The 24888-nt window shown below is 67.4% G+C and carries 39 protein-coding genes; 33 read left to right on the forward strand and 6 right to left on the reverse strand.

Annotation, left to right across the window (positions count from 1 at the left end; translation table 11 throughout):
- Positions 1 to 145: 145 nt before the first annotated feature.
- The 5 genes from ACIRF8_RS02000 to ACIRF8_RS02020 are packed head-to-tail and all read right to left on the reverse strand — an operon-like array spanning position 146 to position 4748.
- Positions 146 to 1438, reverse strand: a complete 1293-nt coding sequence (locus tag ACIRF8_RS02000; RefSeq protein WP_404209894.1) for a YrhB domain-containing protein — start codon at positions 1436 to 1438, stop codon at positions 146 to 148.
- A gap of 13 nt (positions 1439 to 1451) precedes the next feature.
- On the reverse strand, positions 1452 to 1748 hold the full coding sequence (locus ACIRF8_RS02005) for a YrhB domain-containing protein (RefSeq protein ID WP_404209896.1): 297 nt from the start codon (positions 1746 to 1748) through the stop codon (positions 1452 to 1454).
- A complete protein-coding gene (locus ACIRF8_RS02010) occupies positions 1748 to 3502 on the reverse strand; it encodes a putative T7SS-secreted protein (protein ID WP_404209898.1) in 1755 nt (584 codons plus the stop codon). Before ACIRF8_RS02010 ends, ACIRF8_RS02005 begins: the two co-directional genes overlap by 1 nt.
- Positions 3503 to 3504: 2 nt before the next feature.
- A complete protein-coding gene (locus ACIRF8_RS02015; protein WP_404209900.1) occupies positions 3505 to 4170 on the reverse strand; it encodes a hypothetical protein in 666 nt (221 codons plus the stop codon).
- On the reverse strand, positions 4167 to 4748 hold the full coding sequence (locus tag ACIRF8_RS02020; RefSeq protein WP_404209902.1) for a hypothetical protein: 582 nt from the start codon (positions 4746 to 4748) through the stop codon (positions 4167 to 4169). The genes ACIRF8_RS02015 and ACIRF8_RS02020 overlap by 4 nt, the downstream gene beginning before the upstream one ends.
- A gap of 482 nt (positions 4749 to 5230) precedes the next feature.
- On the opposite strand from ACIRF8_RS02020, the gene rpsJ reads away from it, so the two are divergent.
- From rpsJ to ACIRF8_RS02185, 33 genes are all read left to right on the forward strand, one after another.
- A complete protein-coding gene (rpsJ, locus tag ACIRF8_RS02025; RefSeq protein WP_003948644.1) occupies positions 5231 to 5539 on the forward strand; it encodes a 30S ribosomal protein S10 in 309 nt (102 codons plus the stop codon).
- Between the two features lie 17 nt (positions 5540 to 5556).
- Entirely contained in the window at positions 5557 to 6201 is a 645-nt protein-coding gene (rplC, locus tag ACIRF8_RS02030; RefSeq protein ID WP_361080973.1) for a 50S ribosomal protein L3, read from the forward strand.
- 5 nt (positions 6202 to 6206) lie between these two features.
- Positions 6207 to 6860, forward strand: a complete 654-nt coding sequence (gene rplD, locus ACIRF8_RS02035) for a 50S ribosomal protein L4 (RefSeq protein ID WP_404209904.1) — start codon at positions 6207 to 6209, stop codon at positions 6858 to 6860.
- The gene (gene rplW, locus ACIRF8_RS02040; RefSeq protein ID WP_164304029.1) at positions 6860 to 7276 is read left to right on the forward strand and encodes a 50S ribosomal protein L23; all 417 of its coding nucleotides are present in this window, start codon (positions 6860 to 6862) and stop codon (positions 7274 to 7276) included. The genes rplD and rplW overlap by 1 nt, the downstream gene beginning before the upstream one ends.
- A 39-nt stretch (positions 7277 to 7315) precedes the next feature.
- Positions 7316 to 8152 (forward strand): 50S ribosomal protein L2, encoded by an 837-nt coding sequence (gene rplB, locus ACIRF8_RS02045; RefSeq protein WP_164304030.1) that lies wholly within the window; start codon positions 7316 to 7318, stop codon positions 8150 to 8152.
- A 12-nt stretch (positions 8153 to 8164) separates the two neighbouring features.
- Positions 8165 to 8446 (forward strand): 30S ribosomal protein S19, encoded by a 282-nt coding sequence (gene rpsS, locus ACIRF8_RS02050; RefSeq protein WP_404209907.1) that lies wholly within the window; start codon positions 8165 to 8167, stop codon positions 8444 to 8446.
- Between the two features lie 42 nt (positions 8447 to 8488).
- Positions 8489 to 8836 carry a 50S ribosomal protein L22 gene (gene rplV, locus ACIRF8_RS02055; RefSeq protein WP_004571827.1) on the forward strand — a complete coding sequence of 116 codons (348 nt, stop codon included), beginning with the start codon at positions 8489 to 8491 and terminating at the stop codon, positions 8834 to 8836.
- A complete protein-coding gene (rpsC, locus tag ACIRF8_RS02060) occupies positions 8836 to 9675 on the forward strand; it encodes a 30S ribosomal protein S3 (protein WP_404209909.1) in 840 nt (279 codons plus the stop codon). Before rplV ends, rpsC begins: the two co-directional genes overlap by 1 nt.
- Before the next feature lie 5 nt (positions 9676 to 9680).
- Positions 9681 to 10100, forward strand: coding sequence for a 50S ribosomal protein L16 (gene rplP, locus ACIRF8_RS02065; RefSeq protein ID WP_059424836.1), 420 nt, complete (start codon positions 9681 to 9683; stop codon positions 10098 to 10100).
- Positions 10100 to 10324: a 50S ribosomal protein L29 gene (gene rpmC / locus ACIRF8_RS02070; protein ID WP_018528357.1), complete on the forward strand. Its 225-nt coding sequence runs from the start codon at positions 10100 to 10102 to the stop codon at positions 10322 to 10324. The genes rplP and rpmC overlap by 1 nt, the downstream gene beginning before the upstream one ends.
- Positions 10324 to 10608 carry a 30S ribosomal protein S17 gene (gene rpsQ / locus ACIRF8_RS02075; protein ID WP_018528358.1) on the forward strand — a complete coding sequence of 95 codons (285 nt, stop codon included), beginning with the start codon at positions 10324 to 10326 and terminating at the stop codon, positions 10606 to 10608. The genes rpmC and rpsQ overlap by 1 nt, the downstream gene beginning before the upstream one ends.
- 105 nt (positions 10609 to 10713) lie before the next feature.
- Complete coding sequence (rplN, locus tag ACIRF8_RS02080) at positions 10714 to 11082, forward strand: 50S ribosomal protein L14 (RefSeq protein WP_003974257.1); 369 nt, start codon at positions 10714 to 10716, stop codon at positions 11080 to 11082.
- Between the two features lie 2 nt (positions 11083 to 11084).
- The gene (gene rplX / locus ACIRF8_RS02085) at positions 11085 to 11408 is read left to right on the forward strand and encodes a 50S ribosomal protein L24 (RefSeq protein ID WP_018543913.1); all 324 of its coding nucleotides are present in this window, start codon (positions 11085 to 11087) and stop codon (positions 11406 to 11408) included.
- Entirely contained in the window at positions 11408 to 11965 is a 558-nt protein-coding gene (gene rplE / locus ACIRF8_RS02090) for a 50S ribosomal protein L5 (protein WP_324772721.1), read from the forward strand. Before rplX ends, rplE begins: the two co-directional genes overlap by 1 nt.
- A 5-nt stretch (positions 11966 to 11970) precedes the next feature.
- A complete protein-coding gene (locus tag ACIRF8_RS02095; RefSeq protein ID WP_003956452.1) occupies positions 11971 to 12156 on the forward strand; it encodes a type Z 30S ribosomal protein S14 in 186 nt (61 codons plus the stop codon).
- 240 nt (positions 12157 to 12396) lie between these two features.
- A complete protein-coding gene (gene rpsH, locus ACIRF8_RS02100) occupies positions 12397 to 12795 on the forward strand; it encodes a 30S ribosomal protein S8 (RefSeq protein ID WP_028812365.1) in 399 nt (132 codons plus the stop codon).
- A gap of 24 nt (positions 12796 to 12819) precedes the next feature.
- Complete coding sequence (gene rplF, locus ACIRF8_RS02105) at positions 12820 to 13359, forward strand: 50S ribosomal protein L6 (RefSeq protein ID WP_404209914.1); 540 nt, start codon at positions 12820 to 12822, stop codon at positions 13357 to 13359.
- 3 nt (positions 13360 to 13362) lie between these two features.
- A complete protein-coding gene (rplR, locus tag ACIRF8_RS02110; protein WP_018528362.1) occupies positions 13363 to 13746 on the forward strand; it encodes a 50S ribosomal protein L18 in 384 nt (127 codons plus the stop codon).
- 63 nt (positions 13747 to 13809) lie between these two features.
- A complete protein-coding gene (gene rpsE, locus ACIRF8_RS02115) occupies positions 13810 to 14418 on the forward strand; it encodes a 30S ribosomal protein S5 (RefSeq protein ID WP_161304255.1) in 609 nt (202 codons plus the stop codon).
- Positions 14418 to 14597, forward strand: a complete 180-nt coding sequence (gene rpmD, locus ACIRF8_RS02120) for a 50S ribosomal protein L30 (RefSeq protein WP_013001408.1) — start codon at positions 14418 to 14420, stop codon at positions 14595 to 14597. Before rpsE ends, rpmD begins: the two co-directional genes overlap by 1 nt.
- A gap of 2 nt (positions 14598 to 14599) precedes the next feature.
- Positions 14600 to 15055 carry a 50S ribosomal protein L15 gene (gene rplO, locus ACIRF8_RS02125; protein WP_404209917.1) on the forward strand — a complete coding sequence of 152 codons (456 nt, stop codon included), beginning with the start codon at positions 14600 to 14602 and terminating at the stop codon, positions 15053 to 15055.
- 236 nt (positions 15056 to 15291) lie between these two features.
- Positions 15292 to 16605, forward strand: a complete 1314-nt coding sequence (gene secY, locus ACIRF8_RS02130; RefSeq protein ID WP_404209919.1) for a preprotein translocase subunit SecY — start codon at positions 15292 to 15294, stop codon at positions 16603 to 16605.
- Entirely contained in the window at positions 16605 to 17252 is a 648-nt protein-coding gene (locus tag ACIRF8_RS02135; RefSeq protein WP_404209921.1) for an adenylate kinase, read from the forward strand. Before secY ends, ACIRF8_RS02135 begins: the two co-directional genes overlap by 1 nt.
- A 112-nt stretch (positions 17253 to 17364) precedes the next feature.
- Positions 17365 to 18201 carry a type I methionyl aminopeptidase gene (gene map, locus ACIRF8_RS02140; protein WP_404209924.1) on the forward strand — a complete coding sequence of 279 codons (837 nt, stop codon included), beginning with the start codon at positions 17365 to 17367 and terminating at the stop codon, positions 18199 to 18201.
- Positions 18202 to 18361: 160 nt separating this feature from the next.
- A complete protein-coding gene (gene infA / locus ACIRF8_RS02145) occupies positions 18362 to 18583 on the forward strand; it encodes a translation initiation factor IF-1 (protein WP_004927214.1) in 222 nt (73 codons plus the stop codon).
- 59 nt (positions 18584 to 18642) lie between these two features.
- Complete coding sequence (gene rpmJ, locus ACIRF8_RS02150; RefSeq protein ID WP_003974245.1) at positions 18643 to 18756, forward strand: 50S ribosomal protein L36; 114 nt, start codon at positions 18643 to 18645, stop codon at positions 18754 to 18756.
- Positions 18757 to 18976: 220 nt separating this feature from the next.
- Positions 18977 to 19357: a 30S ribosomal protein S13 gene (gene rpsM, locus ACIRF8_RS02155; RefSeq protein ID WP_404209927.1), complete on the forward strand. Its 381-nt coding sequence runs from the start codon at positions 18977 to 18979 to the stop codon at positions 19355 to 19357.
- A gap of 64 nt (positions 19358 to 19421) precedes the next feature.
- On the forward strand, positions 19422 to 19826 hold the full coding sequence (gene rpsK, locus ACIRF8_RS02160; RefSeq protein ID WP_003956432.1) for a 30S ribosomal protein S11: 405 nt from the start codon (positions 19422 to 19424) through the stop codon (positions 19824 to 19826).
- 130 nt (positions 19827 to 19956) lie between these two features.
- Positions 19957 to 20979: a DNA-directed RNA polymerase subunit alpha gene (locus ACIRF8_RS02165; RefSeq protein ID WP_404209929.1), complete on the forward strand. Its 1023-nt coding sequence runs from the start codon at positions 19957 to 19959 to the stop codon at positions 20977 to 20979.
- A 79-nt stretch (positions 20980 to 21058) separates the two neighbouring features.
- A complete protein-coding gene (gene rplQ, locus ACIRF8_RS02170) occupies positions 21059 to 21553 on the forward strand; it encodes a 50S ribosomal protein L17 (protein ID WP_404209931.1) in 495 nt (164 codons plus the stop codon).
- Positions 21554 to 21624: 71 nt separating this feature from the next.
- Positions 21625 to 22479 (forward strand): tRNA pseudouridine(38-40) synthase TruA, encoded by an 855-nt coding sequence (truA, locus tag ACIRF8_RS02175; protein WP_404209933.1) that lies wholly within the window; start codon positions 21625 to 21627, stop codon positions 22477 to 22479.
- Between the two features lie 249 nt (positions 22480 to 22728).
- Positions 22729 to 23517, forward strand: coding sequence for a polyprenol monophosphomannose synthase (locus ACIRF8_RS02180; RefSeq protein WP_404209935.1), 789 nt, complete (start codon positions 22729 to 22731; stop codon positions 23515 to 23517).
- Positions 23518 to 23522: 5 nt separating this feature from the next.
- The gene (locus ACIRF8_RS02185; RefSeq protein ID WP_404209937.1) at positions 23523 to 24089 is read left to right on the forward strand and encodes a GtrA family protein; all 567 of its coding nucleotides are present in this window, start codon (positions 23523 to 23525) and stop codon (positions 24087 to 24089) included.
- On the opposite strand, the gene ACIRF8_RS02190 is transcribed toward ACIRF8_RS02185, so the two are convergent.
- A complete protein-coding gene (locus tag ACIRF8_RS02190; RefSeq protein WP_404209939.1) occupies positions 24040 to 24888 on the reverse strand; it encodes a hypothetical protein in 849 nt (282 codons plus the stop codon). The two genes, ACIRF8_RS02185 and ACIRF8_RS02190, sit on opposite strands and share 50 nt — an antisense overlap.

Raw genomic sequence — 24888 nt, forward strand, 5'->3', positions numbered from 1 at the left:
TCCGTCCGCTGGTGAGGCAGCGGACTTCGTGGCGCTCGCCTCTGTTCAGGTGGTGTTGCTGTGGTTCACCTGTCTAGAGGGTGGTGAGGGGGCGGTGGGTTCCATGCGCGTACATGTTCTGTTCACCTGGAAGCGGACGCCGGTGTCAGCGGTACCGGATCACGTGCAGGGCCCGTACGCCGGTCTCGTCCAGCGACACCGGGTCCTCGGACGAGCCGTCGAAGAGGAGGACGCCCGTCTCGGTGGTCAGGGCCGTCACGAGCCAGCCCACCGCTTCGCGGCCCCGCCCGTCCGTGCGCCGGACCCAGACCAGCGCGCGCGAGCCGGCGGGAAAGGCCGAGAGCTCCTCCGCCGCCGACTGCCACTGCTGGTGGTCGGAGGCCGACAGGATCTGCCCCAGCTCGGCCAGCGTCGGCTCGAACCAGTACGCGCGACCGGGGGCCGGAGGCGCGGGGAACCCGCCCGTGCCGGGAGTCCCGCCCTGGTCCCAGTGCGCGAGCCAGGCCCATGGCGCGGAGTTCGGTACGTGGAAGGGGGCGGTCGCCTCCTTGGGCACGACGACCGTCGCGTCCAGCAAGGTGTCCTGCCAGCGGCCGGTACGCAGATGGCGTCGCGTGTCGCAGGAGAAGACCCAGCCGCGCCGCGTCTCGTCACCGGGGCCCGGCTCGACGAGTTCCACCTCGCCGCCGTACGTGCTGTCGAGCCACTGCCGCGCCTTGTCGCGGGCGGTCTCGAAGTCGGGCGCGGCCCGCTCCCACGCCGCCCGCGGAGCCCCCGGAGTCCCGCGCAGGAGGACCAGCTCCCGCACGTTGTCGGTGTCCAGACGGGCCAGGGAGGAGGTGAGCCCGTCGAGGAAGACGACGCGGCCCTTGTTGTTGTGGGCGTACAGCAGGTGCCCCGACACCTCGTGCCCTGCGACCTCGCGGCGCACCCACACCACGCCCCGCGTGTCGGGTCCGGGCTCGGCGATCGCCCGTACGGCCTCGTCCCAGGTGCGCACCGGCACCGGCTCGAACTCCGGGAAGTAGCGCCGCAGCAGCCGGTCCCACCAGCCCGGGGCCTCGTCCGACGGCTGCCACGGCAGCGGTGTCGACGGCCCGCCGTCGATCATCGAGTGCAGGGTGACGAGACAGCCGCGGGCGTTGATCCGGCGCGGCTGGTTCGCCACGCGGGCGACGGCCTCGTCCTGCGTCGCCGGGGGCGCGAGGTCGTCGAACGGGGCGCTCGGCGACGGATGGAAGGGGCTGCTGCCGTCCCTGGGCACGACCACCGACGCCGCGAGCATCGGAGTGCCGGGGTAGCCGGGCTGGGGCAGGGTGCGGCAGGGGAAGAGCCAGGCGGCGGGCGACTCGTGCACGGGGTGGGGCGTGGCGAGTTCCACCAGGCCCCGGTAGGTGTGGTGGAGCCAGGCCGCGGCGGCGTCGGCGGGAGTGGGCATCAGCGGGAGGGCCTTACTTGGGGGGCCAGTTGCCGGTGGCCTGCATGTCCAGGTACTCCGCCGGCGGCGGGAAGGTCGGGGGGAAGTGGGCCGGTGAACCGTCGTGGGGCACGACGATCAGGGAGGTGAAGGGGGCCTGGGTCGGATCCCCGGTGTCGATGTGCTCCTGGAAGTCGAACCGCACGGTCCAGGCGTACGGATGGTGCTTGACCGTGTCCGGGAGTACGACGACGGAAGCGGCCCGGTCCGGGTAAGCGATGTTCTTCAGGAACTTTTCAGCGGCTGTTACGGCTTCGTCCTTGGTCACCATCAGGGAGCTCCATTGCGATACGGAATATGTCCAATTCCGGAGACGTTCTGTTCCAGTCTTCCGAGAGTGCCGCTCTGGCCGTCGAGGAATACCACTCCGTGCGGGGTGTTCACGGCGTTGAAGACGTGGGCCGAACCATCGGGACGGCTGATATAGACCGCGCTGCGCGAGCCCTCCCCGCGGGCCTGGAGGTCGCGGATGATGTCATCGTAGTCATTGACCATGTCGTAATGGCCCTTGGCCCGGTTGGGCAGTCCTAGCTGTTCCGGCGGGATGTGGTCACCGGCCTGCTTGGGGGCCGCGCTGACGTCGATGCCGTCCAGCCTGCGGTCGACGGTGACCGTGTTGTGGCTGCAGTTCAGGGTGTAGCCGGGCTGGCCGGTGTTGTTCACGTCCTTGAGCCACGGATACTCGGAATCAAGGAATTCCTGTGCCTTGTGCGGGTCCACCGAGTCGTAGTGAATGGCTTTTTCTTTGACATGCCCGGTGCTCTGGGCGAGGTCGTCCCATTTCTTCGGCGCCGCCCCCGCCGCCTCGTCCGCGTATTTCGCCCCGCCCTTCGCGACCTGCGAGGCGCCCGACTCCAGGCCCTCCTTCATCGCCATGCGCATTCCGCCGCGGGCGAGTCCGGCGCCTTTGGTGCCGACGAGTTCGGGCAGGAGGCGGCCGACGAATTCGGAGGGGTCGTTCTTGAAGCCGTCGACGGCGGCGGTGACGATGCGTTCGGGGTGGGCGGCGGTGGAGACGAGGCCGGAGAGCGTCATGGAGACGTTCTGGAGGTAGGCGGCGGGGTGGGTGAGGTTGTAGGGGTCGGTGGGGTTGAGGCCGCGGGCGAAGTTGACCAGGCCTGCGGTGCCTTTGAGGACGCCGCCGACGACGTGGGTGAGTTCGGTGTTGTAGGCCTGGTAGCCGTCGACGAGGTTGTTGCCGAGCCGGTCGAGCGGCGGGGGCTCGGCGGGTGCGTGTGCGAGGGCGGCCCTGACCTTGGTCTGGGCGTCGGAGGCGGCGGTGTTGCGCTGCTTGCGCGCGGTGCCGAGCTTCTCCCGGGCGGCCTGGATGTCGGCCTTGCCGGGGTCGTGGAACGGTTCCGGCTCCGGACCCGGGTCCTGGTCCGCCCTGATCTTGGCGTTGTAGGCGTCGATCTTCTTGTTGTAGGCGTCGACCGCGTCCTCGGAGGCCTTCTTGCCCTTCTTGTAGAGCTCGACGGCCTCCTTCGCCTGTCCCTGTGCCCACGTGACCGTGTCCGCGTAGGACTCAAGCGCCCCGGCCGCCGTCTCACAGGCATCCGCCGCCTGGGCCCACTTGGTGGGGTGCATCTCGAACTTCTTGCGGAACGCGTCACCGCCCTCACCGGCCCAGCCGGAGGAATCGACCTTGCGCATGCCGGAGGCGACATGGTCGAAGGCGGTGTGGAAGTCCTTGAGGTGCTTGGCGGACTCGCGGATCGTGTCGGGTTTGCCGTGGACGAGCTCGTCGGCCTCCTCGGTCTGGCCGAGCTGCTGCTCACCGGGGGTGGCACCGAGATCGGATGCGACGTCGTCGCCCCAGTCCTCGACCGCGTCGGCGGCATCGTGCAGACCGACCTTGTCCAGGCCCTCACCGACCTTGTTCGTGCCCCAGTCGATGCCCTCACCGACGAGCTTCTTGCCCTCCTCGTAACCGTCCTCCAGCTTGCCGAGGCCGTCGTTGATCCCGTCCTTCAGCGCACCACCGGCGTCCTTGAGACCGTTGCCGATGTCTCCGAGCAGACCCACGGCTACTCACCCCCGCCCTGCTGCTGTTCGGCGGCCTTGGCCCGGGCCTCCGGGGACGGCCCGAACGTACTGTCCAGCCACTGGTCGTACTCGGCGTCGGACATCCCGGCCGCCCCGTGCAGGTTCTCCGGGTTGAGACCCAGCGGACCCACGGTGTGCGAGGTCATCACATCCCGCCCGGCGTCCTTCCACCCCTGCTCACTGTTGGCCAGCGCCTGGTCGAAGGACTCCTTGCTGTAGTCCGGGCCCGAGAGCACGCCCGAGGTGGCGATGTCACCCCAGCCCTGCTGGGTGACGTCCTCCTCCGAGGCGTAGGGGTTGCCGATCGCGGAGTTGGTGATGACCTTCAGCGAGCCCTCGACGTACTGCTCGGTCTCGTAGTACGTGCCCGCCGACAGACCGGTCTTGACCGCGAAGGCGTTGCCCTCGTTGACCAGCGAACGCACCCCCCACTCCCAGCGCTCACAGAAGGACTTGAACTCACCCGTCAGGCCCTCGTGGCCCAGCTCCAGACCCGACAGGGCGATGTCACCGAACCCGCGCCCGGCCCCGGCCTCGCCGACCATGCCGAGTTCCTTCAGCTCCGCCAGCGCCTCGGTCAGTCCCTTGGCGACCAGGCCCAGACCGTCCGCCTGGAGGTCCTTGCCACCGCCTCCACCGCCCGTCACGCCCGCTCCCCCCGCTCGTCGACGACGTCACGGTCGACGGCCGCCTCGTCCGGCACGATGCCCATGACCGGCGGGAAGACCATCCCGTCCGGCCCGTCCGCGCAGTCCAGCGCCACCCCGCAGGGGACCCCGGCCGCGGGCACCGCGACATCGAGGAGCTTGGCGCCCAGCACCGTCCGGTAGGTCCACTCGCGGGAGTACTCACCGCGGGCCTGCGCGTAGCGGGCCAGTGCCTGCTCGTCGGAGAACGCAAGGATGAACCGGATCCCGTTCAGATCGGCCGTCAGCATCGCCGGTTCGTCGCCCGGCCCCTCCGGCACGCCCAGGGGGACCAGGACCGCCGTGCGCCGGAACTCGCCCAGCAGTTCGGCGAACTCCCGTCTGCGCGCGGCGACTTCGGGATCCTCGGTCGGTGGCGGCTCCGCGGTCGTCGGTTCGCGCTCCGCCTCGGCCGCGGGCGGCGGCTCCTCGGCGGGCGCGGGCGGCTCGTGCGCCCGCACTGTCTGGTCCGCGTACTCCGCGAGACGTGATTTCGGCATTCGCGGCGGTTCGGCCGCCGCACCCCCGTGCTCGGACATGGCGCCCATCATCACAGCTCGGCCCGGCGGGAGCGCAAGACCCCTCGCTGTGCGCGGGCCGCCCACCCCGGTTTGACCTCCGTCACACACGGGGTAACCTCTAGAGCTTCGATTGGCCCCCGGCGTGCCCCGTATGGCAGACTGTCGGGGTTGCTCGGTTGAGTGCCGATGCTGTGCGCCTCCCGCCGGGAGGACCGGAAGCGAGTCCCACAGTACTCGTCGCCTTATCTGTCGCTTGCGGCAGCGCTGGGGCGGACGTACGGGAATCTTTCGGGAAGTGCGGTGCGGTGTCTGAACCAGGCACCCGGTGGGTTTCTTCCCCCGGACCCGCGGCCCTGGGCCGCAGACCCCTTAGCAGGGAAATCCTTACGGATATTTCTGTCAGCGGGACTGCGACACGCCCGACCGCGTGGGGCGGAGGAAGTGTGAAACAGGACCCCCGGGTTCCAGAGCGTCACGAGAGACAGGACTACTAAGTAGCCATGGCGGGACAGAAGATCCGCATCCGGCTCAAGGCCTACGACCACGAGGTCATCGACTCCTCGGCGAAGAAGATCGTCGAGACGGTGACGCGTACTGGTGCGTCGGTCGCGGGCCCGGTGCCGCTGCCTACCGAGAAGAACGTGTACTGCGTCATCAAGTCGCCGCACAAGTACAAGGACTCGCGCGAGCACTTCGAGATGCGCACGCACAAGCGCCTGATCGACATCCTCGACCCGACGCCCAAGACCGTTGACTCCCTGATGCGACTCGACCTTCCGGCCGGCGTCGACATCGAGATCAAGCTCTGAGGGCCGGTGATCTGAAGATGACTAAGCCGATCAAGGGCATCCTGGGCGAGAAGCTCGGCATGACGCAGGTGTGGGACGAGAACAACCGTGTTGTTCCGGTCACCGTCGTCAAGGCCGGCCCGAACGTCGTGACCCAGGTCCGTACGAACGACACCGACGGCTACGAGTCGGTCCAGATCGCCTTCGGCGAGATCGACCCTCGCAAGGTGAACAAGCCCCTCAAGGGCCACTTCGCCAAGGCCGACGTCACCCCCCGCCGTCACCTCGTCGAGATCCGTACCGCTGACGCCAGCGAGTACACCCTCGGCCAGGAGATCACCGCTGAGACCTTCGAGTCCGGCGTCAAGGTGGACGTGACCGGCAAGAGCAAGGGCAAGGGCTTCGCCGGTGTCATGAAGCGTCACAACTTCAAGGGCCTCGGCGCCGGTCACGGCACCCAGCGCAAGCACCGCTCCCCCGGCTCCATCGGTGGCTGCGCCACCCCGGGTCGTGTGTTCAAGGGCCTCCGCATGGCGGGGCGTATGGGCAACGAGCGGGTCACCACCCAGAACCTGACCGTTCACGCCGTTGACGCGGAGAAGGGCCTGCTCCTCATCAAGGGCGCGGTTCCTGGTCCGAACGGCGGCCTCGTCCTGGTCCGCACCGCGGCCAAGGGGGCCTGAGGACTATGAGCACCATTGACATTCTGTCGCCCTCCGGCGACAAGACCGGGACCGTAGAGCTCCCGGCCGAGATCTTCGACGTGGAGAAGATCAGCGTTCCGCTGCTTCACCAGGTCGTCGTCGCGCAGCTCGCCGCGGCCCGCCAGGGCACGCACAAGGTGAAGCGTCGTGGCGAGGTCCGCGGTGGCGGTAAGAAGCCTTACCGCCAGAAGGGCACCGGCCGCGCGCGCCAGGGTTCGACCCGTGCGCCGCAGTTCGCCGGCGGTGGCGTCGTCCACGGCCCCACGCCGCGTGACTACTCGCAGCGGACCCCGAAGAAGATGAAGGCCGCGGCCCTGCGCCACGCCCTCACCGACCGGGCCCGCAACGCTCGCATCCACGTCGTCACCGGCGTGGTCGACGGCGGAGTCTCCACCAAGGCCGCCAAGTCGCTGCTCGGCAAGATCTCGGAGCGCAAGAACCTGCTCCTCGTGATCGACCGTGCGGACGAGGCCTCGCTGCTCTCCGCTCGCAACCTGCCCCAGGTGCACATCCTGGAGCCGGGTCAGCTGAACACGTACGACGTTCTCGTCTCGGACGACGTGGTCTTCACCCAGGCCGCTTTCGAGTCCTTCGTGTCTGGCCCGCAGGCCGCCGACACCGAAGGGAGCGAAGCCTGATGGCTACGCGTCACCCGAGCATCGCCTCGAAGGCCGCCAAGGCCGCCAAGGCCGCGCGCGTCGCCAAGGCGAAGCGCCACGCCACCGAGGGCAAGAACACCGTTGAGACGCCGCTGAGCAAGAGCTTCACGGACCCCCGTGACGTCCTCGTCAAGCCGGTCGTCTCGGAGAAGAGCTACGCGCTCCTCGACGAGGGCAAGTACACCTTCATCGTCGACCCGCGTGCCAACAAGACCCAGATCAAGCAGGCCGTCGAGGCGGTCTTCTCGGTCAAGGTCTCCGGGGTCAACACGATCAACCGGCAGGGCAAGCGCAAGCGGACCCGCACCGGCTTCGGCCAGCGTGCGAACACCAAGCGCGCGATCGTGACCCTCGTTGAGGGCGACCGTATCGACATCTTCGGCCAGGCCTCCTAACGGAGCGCCCTGGTCCGAATATCGGACGAGGACTGAGAAATGGGAATCCGCAAGTACAAGCCGACTACGCCGGGGCGTCGTGGCTCCAGCGTCGCCGACTTCGTCGAGGTCACGCGGTCCACGCCGGAGAAGTCGCTGGTCCGCCCTCTGCACAGCAAGGGCGGCCGTAACAACGCCGGTCGTGTGACCGTTCGCCACCAGGGTGGTGGCCACAAGCGCGCCTACCGCGTGATCGACTTCCGTCGTCACGACAAGGACGGCGTGCCGGCGAAGGTCGCGCACATCGAGTACGACCCGAACCGCACCGCGCGCATCGCGCTCCTGCACTACGCAGACGGCGAGAAGCGCTACATCATCGCTCCGCGCGGCCTGTCGCAGGGTGACCGGGTGGAGAACGGCCCCGCGGCCGACATCAAGCCCGGCAACAACCTGGCGCTGCGCAACATCCCGGTCGGTACCACGATCCACGCGATCGAGCTCCGTCCGGGCGGCGGCGCCAAGTTCGCCCGCTCCGCCGGTGCCTCCGTGCAGCTGCTCGCGAAGGAGGGCTCGATGGCCCACCTTCGTATGCCGTCCGGTGAGATCCGTCTGGTCGACGTGCGCTGCCGCGCGACGATCGGCGAGGTCGGCAACGCCGAGCAGTCGAACATCAACTGGGGCAAGGCCGGCCGTAAGCGCTGGCTGGGTGTTCGCCCGACCGTCCGCGGTGTGGCGATGAACCCGGTCGACCACCCGCACGGTGGTGGTGAGGGCAAGACCTCCGGTGGTCGCCACCCGGTCTCCCCGTGGGGTCAGAAGGAGGGTCGTACTCGCTCGCCGAAGAAGGCTTCGAGCAAGTACATCGTCCGCCGCCGCAAGACGAACAAGAAGCGCTAGGAGCGGGTTTAGATGCCGCGCAGTCTCAAGAAGGGACCCTTCGTCGACACCCACCTCGTCAAGAAGGTGGACGCTCAGAACGAAGCTGGTTCCAAGAACGTCATCAAGACCTGGTCCCGCCGCTCGATGATCATTCCCAGCATGCTGGGCCACACGATCGCGGTGCACAACGGCAAGACCCACATCCCGGTGTTCGTCACCGAGTCGATGGTCGGCCACAAGCTCGGCGAGTTCTCGCCGACGCGCACCTTCCGGGGTCACGTCAAGGACGACCGGAAGTCGAAGCGCCGCTAAGGCGGGGTGGAATCGACTATGACTAACACCGAAGGGACAACCATGGAAGCCAGGGCCCAGGCGCGGTACATCCGCGTCACGCCCATGAAGGCCCGCCGCGTGGTGGACCTCATCCGTGGCATGGATGCCACGGAGGCTCAGGCGGTCCTGCGTTTCGCCCCGCAGGCCGCGAGCGTGCCGGTCGGCAAGGTGCTGGACAGCGCCATTGCCAACGCCGCGCACAACTACGACCACACCGACGCCTCTTCGCTGGTCATCAGCGAGGCGTACGTGGACGAGGGTCCGACCCTGAAGCGGTTCCGTCCGCGTGCCCAGGGCCGTGCCTACCGGATCCGTAAGCGGACCAGCCACATCACCGTGGTCGTCAGCAGCAAGGAAGGAACCCGGTAATGGGCCAGAAGGTAAACCCGCACGGGTTCCGGCTCGGTGTCACGACCGACTTCAAGTCGCGTTGGTACGCCGACAAGCTGTACAAGGACTACGTCAAGGAAGACGTCGCCATCCGTCGGATGATGACGTCCGGCATGGAGCGCGCCGGCATCTCGAAGGTGGAGATCGAGCGCACCCGTGACCGCGTGCGTGTGGACATCCACACCGCTCGTCCCGGCATCGTCATCGGCCGCCGTGGCGCCGAGGCCGACCGCATCCGCGGTGACCTCGAGAAGCTCACGGGCAAGCAGGTCCAGCTGAACATCCTCGAGGTCAAGAACCCCGAGGTCGACGCTCAGCTCGTGGCCCAGGCCGTCGCGGAGCAGCTGTCCTCCCGCGTCTCCTTCCGTCGCGCCATGCGTAAGAGCATGCAGTCGGCGATGAAGGCGGGCGCCAAGGGCATCAAGATTCAGTGTGGCGGTCGTCTCGGCGGTGCCGAGATGTCCCGTTCGGAGTTCTACCGCGAGGGCCGCGTGCCCCTGCACACGCTCCGCGCCAACGTGGACTACGGCTTCTTCGAGGCCAAGACGACCTTCGGCCGCATCGGCGTGAAGGTCTGGATCTACAAGGGCGACGTCAAGAACATCGCCGAGGTTCGCGCCGAGAACGCCGCGGCCCGCGCCGGTAACCGTCCGGCTCGTGGCGGCAACGACCGCCCGGCCCGTGGTGGTGGCCGTGGCGGCGAGCGTGGCGGTCGCGGTCGTAAGCCGCAGCAGTCGGCTCCGGCCGCCGAGGCCCCCAAGGCCGAGGCGCCCGCCGCCGCCGCTCCGGCTGCTGAGAGCACCGGAACGGAGGCCTGACCGAAATGCTGATCCCCCGTAGGGTCAAGCACCGCAAGCAGCACCACCCGAAGCGCAGCGGTATGTCCAAGGGTGGCACGCAGGTTGCGTTCGGCGAGTACGGCATCCAGGCGCTGACGCCGGCGTACGTGACGAACCGTCAGATCGAGGCCGCTCGTATCGCCATGACGCGTCACATCAAGCGTGGCGGCAAGGTCTGGATCAACATTTACCCGGACCGTCCCCTCACCAAGAAGCCCGCCGAGACCCGCATGGGTTCCGGTAAGGGTTCTCCGGAGTGGTGGGTCGCCAACGTCAAGCCCGGACGCGTGATGTTCGAGCTGTCGTACCCCAACGAGAAGATCGCGCGTGAGGCGCTGACTCGCGCGGCCCACAAGCTGCCGATGAAGTGCAAGATCGTCAAGCGCGAGGCAGGTGAAGCGTGATGTCGACCGGTACCAAGGCGTCGGAGCTGCGCGAACTGGGCAACGAGGAGCTTCTCAACAAGCTCCGCGAGGCCAAGGAAGAGCTGTTCAACCTCCGCTTCCAGGCGGCGACGGGTCAGCTCGAGAACCACGGCCGGCTCAAGGCCGTCCGCAAGGACATCGCGCGGATCTACACCCTCATGCGTGAGCGCGAGCTGGGCATCGAGACGGTGGAGAGCGCCTGATGAGCGAGAAGACTGTGACTGAAGAGACTGCCGCCCGCGGCTTCCGCAAGACCCGTGAGGGTCTGGTCGTCAGCGACAAGATGGACAAGACCGTCGTCGTCGCCGTCGAGGACCGCGTCAAGCACGCGCTGTACGGCAAGGTCATCCGCCGTACGAACAAGCTCAAGGCGCACGACGAGCAGAACGCTGCCGGTGTCGGCGACCGCGTCCTCCTGATGGAGACGCGTCCGCTGTCCGCCACCAAGCGCTGGCGCATCGTCGAGATCCTCGAGAAGGCCAAGTAATTCTCTGAGGGGTATCCCTCGGAGTTCGTTCCGCCAGGCTCGGTGCAGAAGCGCTAGTCAGTAGCGCTTCTGCACCGGGAACCGGCAGACAATCAGGAGATAGACGTGATCCAGCAGGAGTCGCGACTGCGCGTCGCCGACAACACGGGTGCGAAGGAAATTCTCACCATCCGTGTTCTCGGTGGCTCGGGTCGCCGCTACGCGGGCATCGGTGACGTCATCGTCGCCACCGTCAAGGACGCGATCCCCGGTGGCAACGTGAAGAAGGGTGACGTCGTCAAGGCGGTCATCGTTCGCACCGTCAAGGAGCGCCGCCGTCCGGACGGCTCGTACATCCGCTTCGACGAGAACGCCGCCGTCATTCTGAAGAACGACGGCGACCCTCGCGGCACCCGTATCTTCGGCCCTGTCGGCCGTGAGCTGCGCGAGAAGAAGTTCATGAAGATCATCTCGCTCGCGCCGGAGGTGCTGTAAGCATGAAGATCAAGAAGGGTGATCTGGTTCAGGTCATCACCGGCAAGGACAAGGGCAAGCAGGGCAAGGTCATTGCCGCTTACCCGCGCGACGAGCGCGTCCTGGTCGAGGGTGTCAACCGGGTCAAGAAGCACACCAAGGCCGGTCCCACGGCTTCCGGCTCGCAGGCCGGCGGCATTGTGACCACCGAGGCCCCGATCCACGTCTCCAACGTCCAGTTGGTCGTGGAGAAGGACGGCAACAAGGTCGTCACGCGCGTCGGTTACCGCTTCGACGACGAGGGCAACAAGATCCGCGTTGCCAAGCGGACGGGTGAGGACATCTGATGACTACCACCACGAACCCGCGTCTGAAGCAGAAGTACCGCGACGAGATCAAGGGCAAGCTGCAGGAAGAGTTCTCGTACGAGAACGTCATGCAGATCCCCGGCCTCGTCAAGATCGTGGTCAACATGGGTGTGGGTGACGCCGCGCGTGACTCCAAGCTCATGGACGGTGCCGTCCGCGACCTGACCACCATCACCGGTCAGAAGCCGGCCATCACCAAGGCCCGCAAGTCCATCGCGCAGTTCAAGCTGCGTGAGGGTCAGCCGATCGGTGCCCACGTCACGCTCCGTGGCGACCGCATGTGGGAGTTCCTGGACCGCACCCTGTCGCTCGCGCTGCCGCGCATCCGCGACTTCCGTGGTCTGTCCCCCAAGCAGTTCGACGGCCGTGGCAACTACACCTTCGGTCTCACGGAGCAGGTCATGTTCCACGAGATCGACCAGGACAAGATCGACCGCGTCCGGGGTATGGACATCACCGTGGTCACCACGGCGACCAATGACGACGAGGGCCGCGCCCTCCTTCGTCACCTCGGCTTCCCGTTCAAGGAGGCGTAAGCGAGATGGCGAAGAAGGCTCTTATTGCCAAGGCTGCTCGTAAGCCCAAGTTCGGTGTGCGTGCCTACACCCGCTGCCAGCGCTGTGGCCGCCCGCACTCCGTGTACCGCAAGTTCGGCCTGTGCCGCGTCTGCCTTCGTGAGATGGCTCACCGTGGCGAGCTGCCGGGCGTGACCAAGAGCTCCTGGTAGTTCCCCCTTTTCGGGACTGCTTGGATCTCTCGGTAAGTACGAGGTCGGCAGAGACCCCCGCTCTCATGGCTTAGGCTAGGAGGGTTGGGCGTGCTCTGCCGCCCTCACCGCCCGCGGGCGAAGCCCGCAAATGGATGCTTACTACGCCGTAGGTCCCCGCGCCGCACCCGTCCCGCCCCTGTGTGGGGAGAGGGATGGCGCATACAGGAAACCCCGGCGAGAGAGGCCGAAGGCCAATTCATGACCATGACTGATCCGATCGCAGACATGCTTACGCGTCTGCGGAACGCGAACTCGGCGTACCACGACACCGTGGCTATGCCGCACAGCAAGATCAAGTCGCACATCGCCGAGATCCTCCAGCAGGAGGGTTTCATCACCGGCTGGAAGGTCGAGGACGCCGAGGTCGGCAAGTCCCTCGTCCTGGAGCTGAAGTTCGGCCCGAACCGTGAGCGTTCGATCGCCGGCATCAAGCGGATCTCCAAGCCGGGTCTGCGCGTTTACGCGAAGTCCACCAACCTGCCGAAGGTCCTCGGCGGCCTCGGCGTGGCGATCATCTCCACGTCGCACGGTCTCCTGACCGGCCAGCAGGCAGGCAAGAAGGGCGTGGGTGGGGAAGTCCTCGCCTACGTCTGGTAGCGGAAGGGAACGGAGGAAACAGCTATGTCGCGTATTGGCAAGCTCCCCATCACGGTTCCCGCCGGCGTGGACGTCACCATCGACGGCCAGACGGTCTCGGTGAAGGGCCCCAAGGGCAACCTGAGCCACACCATCGTCGCGCCTATCGAGATCGCCAAGGGTGAGGACGGCGTCCTGAACGTCACCCGCCCCAACGACGAGCGTCAGAACAAGGCCCTGCACGGCCTGTCCCGCACGCTGGTGGCGAACATGATCACCGGCGTGACCACGGGTTACGTGAAGAAGCTCGAGATCAGCGGTGTCGGTTACCGCGTCCTGGCGAAGGGCTCCAACCTGGAGTTCTCGCTCGGCTACAGCCACCCGATCGTGATCGAGGCGCCCGAGGGCATCTCGTTCAAGGTCGAATCGGCGACCAAGTTCTCGGTCGAGGGCATCGACAAGCAGAAGGTCGGCGAGGTTGCGGCCAACATCCGCAAGCTGCGCAAGCCCGACCCGTACAAGGCCAAGGGCGTCAAGTACGAAGGCGAAGTCATCCGCCGCAAGGTCGGAAAGGCGGGTAAGTAAGCCATGGCATACGGTCAGAAGATCGCTAAGGGCGACGCTTACAAGCGTGCGGCCATCAAGCGCCGCCACATCCGTATCCGCAAGCACATCTCGGGTACGGCCGAGCGTCCGCGCCTGGTCGTGACGCGCTCGAACCGGAACATCGTGGCCCAGGTCATCGACGACGTTAAGGGTCACACCCTCGCGTCGGCGTCGACCCTGGACACCTCGATCCGCGGTGGCGAGGGCGACAAGTCCGCGCAGGCCAAGTCGGTCGGCGCCCTGGTTGCCGAGCGCGCCAAGGCCGCCGGTGTCGAGGCTGTCGTGTTCGACCGTGGTGGTAACCAGTACGCCGGGCGCATCGCCGCCCTGGCGGACGCCGCCCGCGAAGCCGGACTCAAGTTCTGAGTCGCCCGCCACGCAGTGGTTCGTGCACTGCGTAGCTAGCGGAAAAAGAGAGAGGTAATTCCAATGGCTGGACCCCAGCGCCGCGGTGGCGGTGCCGGTGGCGGCGAGCGGCGGGACCGGAAGGGTCGCGACGGTGGCAACGCCGCCGCCGAGAAGACCGCGTACGTTGAGCGCGTCGTCGCGATCAACCGCGTCGCCAAGGTTGTGAAGGGTGGTCGTCGCTTCAGCTTCACTGCGCTCGTCGTAGTGGGCGACGGTGACGGCACCGTGGGTGTCGGTTACGGCAAGGCCAAGGAGGTGCCGGCCGCCATCGCCAAGGGTGTTGAGGAGGCCAAGAAGCACTTCTTCAAGGTCCCCCGTATCCAGGGCACCATCCCGCACCCGATCACGGGCGAGAAGGCCGCGGGCGTCGTCCTGCTCAAGCCTGCTTCCCCCGGTACCGGTGTTATCGCCGGTGGCCCGGTGCGTGCCGTGCTCGAGTGCGCCGGCGTGCACGACATCCTGTCGAAGTCGCTCGGCTCGTCGAACGCGATCAACATCGTGCACGCGACCGTGGAGGCCCTGAAGGGTCTGCAGCGTCCCGAGGAGATCGCGGCCCGCCGTGGTCTGCCGCTCGAGGACGTCGCTCCCGCGGCTCTGCTGCGTGCGCGTGCCGGGGCTGGTGCTGCGTAATGGCTCAGCTCAAGATCACGCAGACGAAGTCGTACATCGGCAGCAAGCAGAACCACCGCGACACCCTGCGTTCCCTCGGTCTCAAGGGGATCAACACGCAGGTCGTCAAGGAGGACCGCCCCGAGTTCCGCGGAATGGTGCACACCGTCCGCCACCTCGTGACGGTTGAGGAGGTCTGATCATGGCGGAGAACAACCCGCTGAAGATCCACAACCTCCGTCCGGCCCCCGGTGCCAAGACCGCGAAGACCCGTGTCGGTCGTGGTGAGGCGTCGAAGGGTAAGACGGCCGGTCGTGGTACCAAGGGCACGAAGGCCCGTTACCAGGTTCCGGAGCGCTTCGAGGGTGGCCAGATGCCCCTCCACATGCGTCTTCCGAAGCTCAAGGGCTTCCGGAACCCCTTCAAGGTCGAGTTCCAGGTCGTGAACCTGGACAAGCTCGCCTCGCTGTACCCCGAGGGTGGCGAAGTCACCGTCGCGGGTCTGGTGGAGAAGGGCGCTGTCCGCAAGAACAGCCTCGTCAAGGTCCTGGGCCAGGGCGAGATCTCCGTGGCGCTGCAGGTGACGGTCGACGCCGTCTCCGGCTCCGCCAAGGAGAAGATCACCGCCGCGGGCGGCACGGTCACCGAGCTCGTCTGAGTCCAGACGCCGTCTCGATGACATGAGCGATCCCGACCGGGGATACCCCACAAAAGGGGTATCCCCGGTTGGTCGTTCCTAGGGGGGCATGTACGCCGGTAAGGTGGCGTCCGCTGTTAATTTGCGGGCTAGTTGAGTGCTCCCGGCACCAATCCCGGATGTTGACCGTTACCCATTCGTCGAATCCTCAAGACCGTCACCTCTGACGCACGCGCGCGGGGGTCGCAGGAGGCACCGTGCTCACCGCGTTCGCCCGGGCGTTCAAGACGCCCGACCTGCGCAAGAAGCTGCTCTTCACGTTGGGCATCGTCGTGATCTACCGGCTCGGGGCCCATATCCCGATCCCCGGTGTGGATTACTCGAACGTCCAGACGTGCATGGACGTGGCCAAGTCCAGCACCGGCCTGTTCGGTCTGGTCAACATGTTCAGCGGTGGCGCGCTGCTGCAGATCACGGTCTTCGCGCTCGGCATCATGCCGTACATCACCGCGAGCATCATTCTGCAGTTGCTCACCGTAGTGATCCCGCGCCTCGAAGCCCTCAAGAAGGAGGGGCAGGCCGGTACCGCGAAGATCACGCAGTACACGCGCTACCTGACGGTGGCGCTGGCCATCCTCCAGGGCACGGGTCTGGTCGCCACCGCGCGGACCGGTGCCATCTTCCCAGGGTGTCCGGTCGCCAGCCAGGTCGTGCCGGACCAGTCGATCTTCGTCACGATCACGATGGTCATCACGATGACCGCCGGTACCTGCGTGATGATGTGGCTCGGTGAGCTGATCACCGACCGCGGCATCGGCAACGGCATGTCGATCCTGATGTTCATCTCGATCGCCGCCACCTTCCCGTCCGCCCTGTGGGCGATCAAGCAGGGTGGCTCGCTGGCCGACGGCTGGATCGAGTTCGGCACCGTCATCCTCGTCGGCCTGTTCATGGTCGGCCTGGTGGTCTTCGTCGAGCAGGCCCAGCGCCGTATCCCGGTGCAGTACGCGAAGCGCATGATCGGCCGCCGTTCCTACGGCGGTACGTCTACGTACATCCCGCTCAAGGTGAACCAGGCGGGTGTGATCCCGGTCATCTTCGCCTCGTCGCTGCTCTACATCCCCGCGCTCGTCGCCCAGTTCGCGGGTGGCGACTCGTCGTGGAAGCTGTGGATCGACGACCACCTGACCAAGGGAAATCACCCGATCTACATCGTTACGTACTTCCTCCTGATCGTGTTTTTCGCCTTCTTCTACGTGGCGATCTCGTTCAACCCCGAGGAAGTCGCGGACAACATGAAGAAGTATGGTGGCTTCATCCCGGGCATCCGGGCTGGCCGACCGACCGCTGAGTACCTTTCGTACGTGCTCAATCGGATCACCTGGCCGGGTTCGCTGTACTTGGGGCTGATCGCTCTCGTACCGACGATGGCGTTGGTTGGTTTCGGGGCAAACCAGAACTTCCCGTTCGGCGGCACCAGCATCCTGATCATCGTGGGTGTTGGTCTGGAGACGGTGAAGCAGATCGAGAGCCAGCTCCAGCAGCGCAATTACGAAGGGTTCCTCCGCTGATGCGAATCGTCCTCGTCGGGCCGCCTGGTGCAGGCAAGGGAACGCAGGCCGCGTTCCTTGCCCAGAACCTGTCGATCCCGCACATCTCCACGGGCGACCTCTTCCGTGCCAACATCAGCCAGGGCACGGAGCTGGGCAAGCAGGCCAAGTCGTTCATGGACGCGGGTCAGCTCGTACCGGACGAGGTCACCATCGGGATGGCCAAGGACCGCATGGAGCAGCCGGACGCCGGGAACGGCTTCCTGCTCGACGGCTTCCCCCGCAACGTCTCGCAGGCCGAGGCGCTCGACGTCGCCCTCAAGACGGACGACATGAAGCTGGACGCGGTCCTGGACCTGGAGGTCCCCGAGGACGAGGTGGTCAAGCGCATCGCCGGCCGCCGCATCTGCCGCAACGACTCGGCGCACGTCTTCCACGTCACGTACAAGCAGCCCAAGACCGAGGGCGTCTGTGACGTCTGCGGTGGCGAGCTGTACCAGCGTGACGACGACAAGGAAGCGACCGTGCGCAAGCGGCTCGAGGTCTACCACACGCAGACCGAGCCGATCATCGGTTACTACCGGGAGCAGGGGCTCGTGAAGACGATCTCCGCCCTCGGCAAGGTCGAAGAGGTCACGGCGCGGGCCATGGAGGCCCTGGGCCGCTAGCCCTTCCGTCCTGTACGTGGCTGAGGCCGCGGTTCCCTGCTCCGGGGGCCGCGGCCTTAGTGTTGGTGGCGTACGTACACCTCGTACCGGATGACGGAGAGCGCAGGCCCCCATGGTGCAGATCAAGACCCCCGACCAGATTCGCAAGATGCGGGAGGCGGGGCTTGTCGTCGCGGCGATCCACGCCGCGACCCGTGAGGCGGCCGTGCCGGGCGCGACCACGAAGGACCTGGACGAGGTCGCCCGCAAGGTCATCGCCGAGCACGGCGCCAAGTCGAACTTCCTCGGGTACGGCGGGTTCCCCGCGACGATCTGCACCTCGAAGAACGAGGTCGTCGTCCACGGCATCCCGAGCGACAAGGTCGTCCTGGAGGACGGCGACATCATCTCCATCGACGCGGGCGCGATCGTGGACGGCTGGCACGGTGACGCCGCGTACACCGCCTTCGTCGGTTCGGGGCACGCCCCGGAGCTCATCGAGCTGTCCCGGGTGACCGAGGAGTCGATGTGGGCCGGGATCGCCGCCATGAAGGCCGGCAACCGTCTCGTCGACGTCTCCCGCGCCATCGAGACCTACATCCGCCGCCAGCCCAAGCCCGGCGGCGGCAAGTACGGCATCGTCGAGGACTACGGCGGCCACGGCATCGGCACCGAGATGCACATGGACCCGCACCTCCTGAACTACGTCGAGCGCCGCCGCGGCAAGGGCCCCAAGCTCGTCCCCGGCCTGTGCCTCGCGATCGAGCCCATGGTCTCCCTCGGCACCCCGCGCACGGAGGTCCTGGAGGACGACTGGACGGTCATCACCACGGACGGCACCTGGTCCTCGCACTGGGAGCACTCGGTGGCGCTGACGGAGGAGGGCCCCTTGGTCCTCACGTCCCCCGACGGCGGCCGGGAGAAGCTGGCGGAGCTGGGTGTGGTGGCGGCGCCTGATCCGTTGGAGTAGAGGTGGTGGTGGGGGGCTTAGGGATCTCTCCGGCAGGGCAGAATTCTCGGATTCGTCTTTCCAGAGGTGCTGACGTAGACTGACTCGTCGGCTCTCGTGTATCTGCATGTCCGCATGCGTGGCGAGAGTCGATCAAGGTAGTCGATTCGAAGGGCGAAGCGTGGCCAAGAAGCAAGGTGCCATCGAGATCGAAGGCACTGTCGTCGAGTCTCTTCCGAACGCCATGTTCAGGGTGGAGCTCCAGAACGGCCACCAGGTCCTGGCTCACATCAGCGGCAAGATGCGTATGCACTACATCCGCATCCTCCCTGACGACCGGGTCGTGGTGGAGCTGTCTCCGTACGACCTGACGCGTGGCCGGATCGTCTACCGGTACAAGTAGATCTTGCCCGGTCCCGCTTTCCGGCGGGACGCCGGCAACTGACCCGGAGAACCTCACCCATGAAGGTCAAGCCGAGCGTCAAGAAGATCTGCGACAAGTGCAGGGTGATCCGCCGTCACGGTCGGGTCATGGTGATCTGCGACAACCCGCGCCACAAGCAGCGCCAGGGCTGACGCACGACTGACTGCAGTTCGTTCGCAGAGTTTCGCGCGACGCACGCAACACATCGAGTACATATGCAGGGCCCGTCGGCAGTGGACAGCACGCTGGACACCGCGACGACACCTTCGGTCGGAGGCCGGGGACCCCGTCGTACCGAACCGCTCAACGCAGCGGGGACGGCGTCGGGGAGTGGCTCTGCTACAGACCTCCGAAAATCAACAGGAGCCATGAATGGCACGCGTTGAAGGCGTTGACCTCCCGCGCGACAAGCGCATCGAGGTTGCCCTCACCTACGTGTTCGGCATCGGCCGTACGCGCGCCCAGCTCACGCTGGACACCGTCGGTGTGGACCGCAACACCCGCGTCCGCGACCTGACCGAGGAAGACCTCGTCAAGATCCGCGAGTACGTGGACCAGAACTTCCAGACCGAGGGTGACCTCCGTCGCGAGATCCAGGCCGACATCCGCCGCAAGGTCGAGATCGGTTGCTACCAGGGTCTGCGGCACCGTCGTGGTCTGCCGGTCCGCGGTCAGCGCACCAGCACGAACGCCCGCACCCGCAAGGGCCCGCGTCGCGCCATCGCCGGTAAGAAGAAGCCGGGCAAGAAGTAGTCCTCAGCGGACGCTTTTCAGCGGTCTTCGCTGTAGGACCGACCACCTCCCGTAGGAGAACGACATGCCCCCCAAGGGACGTCAGGGCGCTGCCAAGAAGGTGCGCCGCAAGGAAAAGAAGAACGTCGCTCACGGCCACGCGCACATCAAGAGCACGTTCAACAACACGATCGTGTCCATCACGGACCCGTCCGGCAACGTGATCTCGTGGGCCTCCGCCGGCCACGTCGGTTTCAAGGGCTCCCGCAAGTCCACGCCGTTCGCCGCGCAGATGGCTGCCGAGTCGGCCGCCCGCCGCGCGCAGGAGCACGGCATGCGCAAGGTCGACGTCTTCGTCAAGGGCCCGGGTTCCGGTCGTGAGACCGCCATCCGTTCGCTCCAGGCGACCGGCCTCGAGGTCGGCTCGATCCAGGACGTCACGCCGACCCCGCACAACGGCTGCCGTCCGCCCAAGCGCCGCCGCGTCTGAGTTCTCTCGGCGCGGGCCGCTTGGTCTGAGGTCTTCGGGCGGTACGGCTCCGGTGAGCCGTGCCGCCCGTACCCTTGAAGTACTCAGGGCATCAAATAGTGGGTGCCCCTGAACTGAAGGAATTCATTTCATGCTGATCGCTCAGCGTCCCTCGTTGACCGAAGAGGTCGTCGACGAGTTCCGCTCCCGGTTCGTGATCGAGCCGCTGGAGCCGGGCTTCGGTTACACCCTCGGCAACTCGCTCCGCCGGACTCTGCTCTCCTCGATCCCGGGTGCGGCGGTCACGTCCATCCGTATCGACGGTGTCCTGCACGAGTTCACCACCGTGCCGGGCGTCAAGGAGGACGTCACCGACCTGATCCTCAACATCAAGCAGCTCGTGGTCTCCTCGGAGCACGACGAGCCGGTCGTGATGTACCTGCGCAAGCAGGGCCCGGGTCTGGTCACCGCCGCCGACATCGCGCCCCCGGCCGGTGTCGAGGTGCACAACCCCGACCTCGTCCTCGCCACGCTCAATGGCAAGGGCAAGCTGGAGATGGAGCTGACCGTCGAGCGCGGTCGCGGCTACGTCTCCGCCGTGCAGAACAAGCAGCTCGGTCAGGAGATCGGGCGCATCCCGGTCGACTCGATCTACTCGCCGGTTCTCAAGGTCACGTACAAGGTCGAGGCCACGCGTGTCGAGCAGCGCACCGACTTCGACAAGCTGATCGTCGACGTCGAGACCAAGCAGGCCATGCGTCCCCGTGACGCCATGGCTTCGGCGGGCAAGACGCTGGTGGAGCTGTTCGGTCTCGCCCGTGAGCTGAACATCGACGCCGAGGGCATCGACATGGGTCCGTCCCCGACGGATGCCGCCCTGGCCGCCGATCTGGCACTGCCGATCGAGGAGCTGGAGCTCACCGTTCGGTCGTACAACTGCCTCAAGCGTGAGGGCATCCACTCCGTGGGTGAGCTCGTCGCCCGCTCGGAGGCCGACCTGCTCGACATCCGCAACTTCGGTGCGAAGTCGATCGACGAGGTCAAGGCGAAGCTGGCCGGTATGAGCCTCGCGCTCAAGGACAGCCCGCCCGGATTCGACCCGACCGCCGCCGCCGACGCCTTCGGTGCCGACGACGACGCGGACGCCGGGTTCGTGGAGACTGAGCAGTACTAGGTTTTCCGCGCCCCTCTCGGGGTGCGGCCGCTGACCCCGGTACCTGATACGGCCGGGGCAGATCACAAGGAGAAACACCATGCCGAAGCCCACCAAGGGTGCCCGTCTGGGCGGCAGCGCCGCGCACGAGAAGCTGCTCCTCGCGAACCTCGCGAAGTCGCTCTTCGAGCACGGCAAGATCACGACGACCGAGGCCAAGGCCCGTCGTCTGCGCCCGTACGCGGAGCGTCTGGTCACCAAGGCGAAGAAGGGCGACCTTCACAACCGCCGTCAGGTGCTCCAGGTGATCACGGACAAGAGCGTCGTCCACACGCTCTTCACCGAGATCGGCCCGCGCTACGAGAACCGTCCGGGTGGTTACACCCGTATCACCAAGATCGGTAACCGCCGTGGCGACAACGCGCCCATGGCCGTCATCGAGCTGGTCGAGGCCCTGACGGTCGCGCAGCAGGCCACCGGTGAGGCCGAGGCCGCCACCAAGCGTGCCGCCAAGGACACCGAGGCTGCCGCTCCGGCCGCCGAGACCGTCGAGGACGCCAAGCCGGCTGCCGACGAGGAGTCGAAGGACGCCTAGTCGTCCGCGCATGGCGGGCCCGTTCCCTTTCGGGGGCGGGCCCGCTTTCGCGTTGCTGAGAGGATCTACGGGTGAGTGATGAAGTGGCGGACGGTTTCGTGCGCGTACGGCTCGATCTGAGTTACGACGGCAAGGACTTCTCCGGGTGGGCCAAGCAGGCCGGCGGGCGGCGGACCGTGCAGGGGGAGATCGAGGACGCGCTGCGGACGGTGACCCGGTCCGAGCAGACGTACGAGCTGACCGTGGCCGGGCGGACCGATGCCGGGGTGCACGCGCGCGGGCAGGTGGCGCACGTGGACCTGCCGGAGGCCGTGTGGGACGAGCACCGGGAGAAGCTGCTGAAGCGGCTGGCCGGGCGGCTGCCCAAGGATGTGCGGATCTGGTCGGTGCGGGAGGCGCCGAACGGGTTCAACGCCCGGTTCTCGGCGGTGTGGCGGCGCTACGCGTACCGCGTGACCGACCACCCGGGCGGCGTCGATCCGCTGCTGCGCGGTCATGTGCTCTGGCACGACTGGCCCTTGGACGTCGACGCGATGAACGCCGCGGCCGAGCGGTTGCTGGGGGAGCACGACTTCGCCGCGTACTGCAAGAAGCGTGAGGGCGCCACGACCATCCGTACGTTGCAGGAGCTGAGCCTCGTGCGCGGCGACGACGGGGTGATCACGGCGACCGTGCGGGCCGACGCGTTCTGCCACAACATGGTGCGGTCGCTGATCGGCGCGCTGCTGTTCGTGGGCGACGGGCACCGGGACGCCGACTGGCCGGGCAAGGTGCTGGCCGCCGGAGTGCGGGATTCCGCGGTGCACGTGGTGCGCCCGCACGGGCTGACCCTGGAGGAAGTCGGCTACCCCGCCGACGAGCTGCTGGCGGCCCGGAACAAGGAGGCCAGGAATCGGCGGACGCTGCCGGGGGCCGGATGCTGCTGAGACGGCGACCGAAAGCCCTTGACGGTTGTACGGGTCGGCGGAGAAGAGACGAGACCCTCAGGTAACACGCCTGCTCGGGTACGCGCTGTCGGTGCGGGAGACGCTGGAACGCGCGGACGTCGAGCCGCATCTGACGGAATGGGCCGAGTCCGTCGTGGACGGGCGCGGGGCGCTCGACGCGGTCGCATGGGCCGCGGCGGGCTGGGACGTCCGGGGGCCGGGGAGGCCCCCGGTGGGGAGGGGAAGAGGATGACGTACGCAAGGGATCGCCGGGACCAGGGGAGACCCGACGTCGCCGTGACCGTGGTGATGCCCACCTACAACGAGGCGGCGAACCTGCCGCGCGTGGCCGAACTGGTGCTCGGCCAGCCGGTGCCGGGGCTGCACCTGAAGATCGTGGATGACTCCAGCCCGGACGGGACCGGCCGGCTCGCGGAGGAGCTCGCCGAGAAGTACAACGCCGACCTGCCCGCGGGGCAGAGCCGGATGAGCGTGCTGCACCGGGTGGAGAAGGACGGGCTCGGGCGCGCCTACGCGGCCGGGATGAGCGCGGCGCTGGAGGAGGGCGCCCGGTACGTGGTGCAGATGGACGCCGACGGCTCGCACCCGGCGGAGGCGCTGCCCCGGATGCTGGAGGCGGCGCTGGCGCACGACGCCGGGCTCGTCATCGGCAGCCGGTACGTCGAGGGCGGCTCCCTGGACGAGGAGTGGGGCTGGCACCGCAAGGCCCTGTCGCGGTTCGCCAACGGGTACGCGCGCACCGTGCTCGGGACGCGGCAGATCTCCGACATCACCGCCGGGTTCACCATGTGGCGCGCGGACGTGCTCGCCGCCGTCGACGTGCGGTCCCTGGACAGCGCGGGCTACAGCTTCCAGGTGGAGCTGAAGTACAAGGCGGTGCGTGGCGGGTGCGAGGTCGTGGAAATCCCGATCCGCTTCGAGGAGCGCACCGAGGGCGTCTCCAAGATGGGCCTCGCCACCCAGGTCGAGTCGGCCATGATCCCGCTGCGGCTGCGCCGCCGCTACCGCGGGGCGTGACGCCGGTGACCGACCGGCACGGGGGCGCCCCGTCCGCACTGAGCAGGCTGTACGCCGAGATCGCCAAGTTCGGCGTGGTCGGTCTGCTCGGCATCGTCGTGAACCTCGCGGCCTTCAACCTGCTGCGCTGGGCCACGCAGCTCCAGACGGTGCGTGCCGGTGTCGCCGCCACCGCGATCGCGATCGTCGGCAACTACGTGGGGTTCCGGTACTTCACGTACCGGGACCGTGAGTCGGCCGTCAGCCGGCGGCGCGAGATGGCGCTGTTCGCCTTCTTCAGCGCCGTCGGCCTCCTGATCGAGAACGGGGTGCTCTACGGGGCGACGTACGGCCTCGGCCTGCACGACGCCGTGTGGAGCAACTTCTTCAAGTTCACGGGGATCGGTGTCGCGACGCTGTTCCGCTTCTGGTCGTACCGGACCTGGGTGTTCAAGAGCGCCCCGCAGGCGCCGGTGGTCCCGCACGGCTTCGACACGGCCGGTTTCGTCGAGTCGGTCGAGGAGACGCTGACGCTGCGCGCGGTCAGCCCGCCGTCGCAGCGGCCGACGCCTGGGCCTCGCCGCGCCGCTTGATCTGCTGGAACGTGAACTCCTGGAGGTCGTCGCCCAGCGCGTACATGCCGGTGTCCTTGGGGGTGGCGTCCGTGCCGTTGGTCCGGCCGCCGTTGGTGAAGTACGCGTAGCGGCCCACCGAGTTCGCGGTGAGGCGGCAGCGCGTCGTGCGGCAGAACGTGGGGACCCCGGAGCCGGGCAGCGACAGGATCGTGCCGTCGAAGGCGTAACTCTCCTTGGCCCGCGTCGCGGCGGCCTTGGTGTCGAAGACGGCGAGGCCGATGGTGACGGCCGCGCCGTCCTTGTAGTAGGTGGCGCGGATGACCTGCGTGCAGCCGTTCTTCTTCAGGAGCGCGGGCAGGCCCTTCGTGCCCACCGAGGCGCAGTCCGTCGTACGGGCTGTCGCGCCCCTCTTGTAGACGTGGCCGCCGATGGTGAGCGAGGGGCCGGGGTAGAGCGCGTCCGGGGTCAGCGGCGCCTTGTCCTTGGCCGCGCTGTCGATGAAGTCGTTCGGGTTCAGCGGCGGCGGCGGTGTGGTCTCCGCGAAGGTGGGCCCGGGCGTCTTTCCGGCGCTGGGGATGTCCGCCGTGCCCGGCAGCTCGTCGGCCGGCTTGCTCGCGGCCTCGCTGTCGCCGTTCGCGGAGACGATGCCCCAGGCGACGGCCGAACCGACCGCGAGGGTGGCGAGGACGGCGCCGCCGATCAGCATCCACCGCTTCTTGCGCGCGCGGGCCTCCGAGGCCTCGGCCAGTGCCGCCCAGTCCGGAGCGCCCCCGCTGTCACCGGACCCCCACTGGGGTCCCCCCTGCCCGAAACTCAT

It is taken from the genome of Streptomyces sp. NPDC102406 (genome assembly GCF_044765725.1).
Taxonomy (GTDB): domain Bacteria; phylum Actinomycetota; class Actinomycetes; order Streptomycetales; family Streptomycetaceae; genus Streptomyces.

Excerpts from the sequence above, each read along its gene's own strand:
- ACIRF8_RS02180 (WP_404209935.1), top strand. The coding sequence starts at position 22,729 with ATGACGTACGCAAGGGATCGCCGGGACCAGGGGAGACCCGACGTCGCC.
- rplD (WP_404209904.1), top strand. The coding sequence starts at position 6,207 with ATGAGCACCATTGACATTCTGTCGCCCTCCGGCGACAAGACCGGGACC.
- ACIRF8_RS02190 (WP_404209939.1), bottom strand. The coding sequence starts at position 24,888 with ATGAGTTTCGGGCAGGGGGGACCCCAGTGGGGGTCCGGTGACAGCGGG.
- ACIRF8_RS02000 (WP_404209894.1), bottom strand. The coding sequence starts at position 1,438 with ATGCCCACTCCCGCCGACGCCGCCGCGGCCTGGCTCCACCACACCTAC.
- ACIRF8_RS02095 (WP_003956452.1), top strand. The coding sequence starts at position 11,971 with ATGGCGAAGAAGGCTCTTATTGCCAAGGCTGCTCGTAAGCCCAAGTTC.
- rpsJ (WP_003948644.1), top strand. The coding sequence starts at position 5,231 with ATGGCGGGACAGAAGATCCGCATCCGGCTCAAGGCCTACGACCACGAG.
- rpmC (WP_018528357.1), top strand. The coding sequence starts at position 10,100 with ATGTCGACCGGTACCAAGGCGTCGGAGCTGCGCGAACTGGGCAACGAG.
- rplP (WP_059424836.1), top strand. The coding sequence starts at position 9,681 with ATGCTGATCCCCCGTAGGGTCAAGCACCGCAAGCAGCACCACCCGAAG.
- rplQ (WP_404209931.1), top strand. The coding sequence starts at position 21,059 with ATGCCGAAGCCCACCAAGGGTGCCCGTCTGGGCGGCAGCGCCGCGCAC.
- rpsE (WP_161304255.1), top strand. The coding sequence starts at position 13,810 with ATGGCTGGACCCCAGCGCCGCGGTGGCGGTGCCGGTGGCGGCGAGCGG.
- rplO (WP_404209917.1), top strand. The coding sequence starts at position 14,600 with ATGGCGGAGAACAACCCGCTGAAGATCCACAACCTCCGTCCGGCCCCC.
- rpmD (WP_013001408.1), top strand. The coding sequence starts at position 14,418 with ATGGCTCAGCTCAAGATCACGCAGACGAAGTCGTACATCGGCAGCAAG.
- rplV (WP_004571827.1), top strand. The coding sequence starts at position 8,489 with ATGGAAGCCAGGGCCCAGGCGCGGTACATCCGCGTCACGCCCATGAAG.
- rpmJ (WP_003974245.1), top strand. The coding sequence starts at position 18,643 with ATGAAGGTCAAGCCGAGCGTCAAGAAGATCTGCGACAAGTGCAGGGTG.
- rpsQ (WP_018528358.1), top strand. The coding sequence starts at position 10,324 with ATGAGCGAGAAGACTGTGACTGAAGAGACTGCCGCCCGCGGCTTCCGC.
- rpsC (WP_404209909.1), top strand. The coding sequence starts at position 8,836 with ATGGGCCAGAAGGTAAACCCGCACGGGTTCCGGCTCGGTGTCACGACC.
- rpsS (WP_404209907.1), top strand. The coding sequence starts at position 8,165 with ATGCCGCGCAGTCTCAAGAAGGGACCCTTCGTCGACACCCACCTCGTC.
- rpsH (WP_028812365.1), top strand. The coding sequence starts at position 12,397 with ATGACCATGACTGATCCGATCGCAGACATGCTTACGCGTCTGCGGAAC.
- rpsK (WP_003956432.1), top strand. The coding sequence starts at position 19,422 with ATGCCCCCCAAGGGACGTCAGGGCGCTGCCAAGAAGGTGCGCCGCAAG.
- ACIRF8_RS02020 (WP_404209902.1), bottom strand. The coding sequence starts at position 4,748 with ATGTCCGAGCACGGGGGTGCGGCGGCCGAACCGCCGCGAATGCCGAAA.
- rplE (WP_324772721.1), top strand. The coding sequence starts at position 11,408 with ATGACTACCACCACGAACCCGCGTCTGAAGCAGAAGTACCGCGACGAG.
- rplR (WP_018528362.1), top strand. The coding sequence starts at position 13,363 with ATGGCATACGGTCAGAAGATCGCTAAGGGCGACGCTTACAAGCGTGCG.
- rplC (WP_361080973.1), top strand. The coding sequence starts at position 5,557 with ATGACTAAGCCGATCAAGGGCATCCTGGGCGAGAAGCTCGGCATGACG.
- ACIRF8_RS02165 (WP_404209929.1), top strand. The coding sequence starts at position 19,957 with ATGCTGATCGCTCAGCGTCCCTCGTTGACCGAAGAGGTCGTCGACGAG.
- ACIRF8_RS02005 (WP_404209896.1), bottom strand. The coding sequence starts at position 1,748 with ATGGTGACCAAGGACGAAGCCGTAACAGCCGCTGAAAAGTTCCTGAAG.
- rplF (WP_404209914.1), top strand. The coding sequence starts at position 12,820 with ATGTCGCGTATTGGCAAGCTCCCCATCACGGTTCCCGCCGGCGTGGAC.
- rplW (WP_164304029.1), top strand. The coding sequence starts at position 6,860 with ATGGCTACGCGTCACCCGAGCATCGCCTCGAAGGCCGCCAAGGCCGCC.
- rplX (WP_018543913.1), top strand. The coding sequence starts at position 11,085 with ATGAAGATCAAGAAGGGTGATCTGGTTCAGGTCATCACCGGCAAGGAC.
- ACIRF8_RS02135 (WP_404209921.1), top strand. The coding sequence starts at position 16,605 with ATGCGAATCGTCCTCGTCGGGCCGCCTGGTGCAGGCAAGGGAACGCAG.
- rplB (WP_164304030.1), top strand. The coding sequence starts at position 7,316 with ATGGGAATCCGCAAGTACAAGCCGACTACGCCGGGGCGTCGTGGCTCC.
- map (WP_404209924.1), top strand. The coding sequence starts at position 17,365 with ATGGTGCAGATCAAGACCCCCGACCAGATTCGCAAGATGCGGGAGGCG.
- rpsM (WP_404209927.1), top strand. The coding sequence starts at position 18,977 with ATGGCACGCGTTGAAGGCGTTGACCTCCCGCGCGACAAGCGCATCGAG.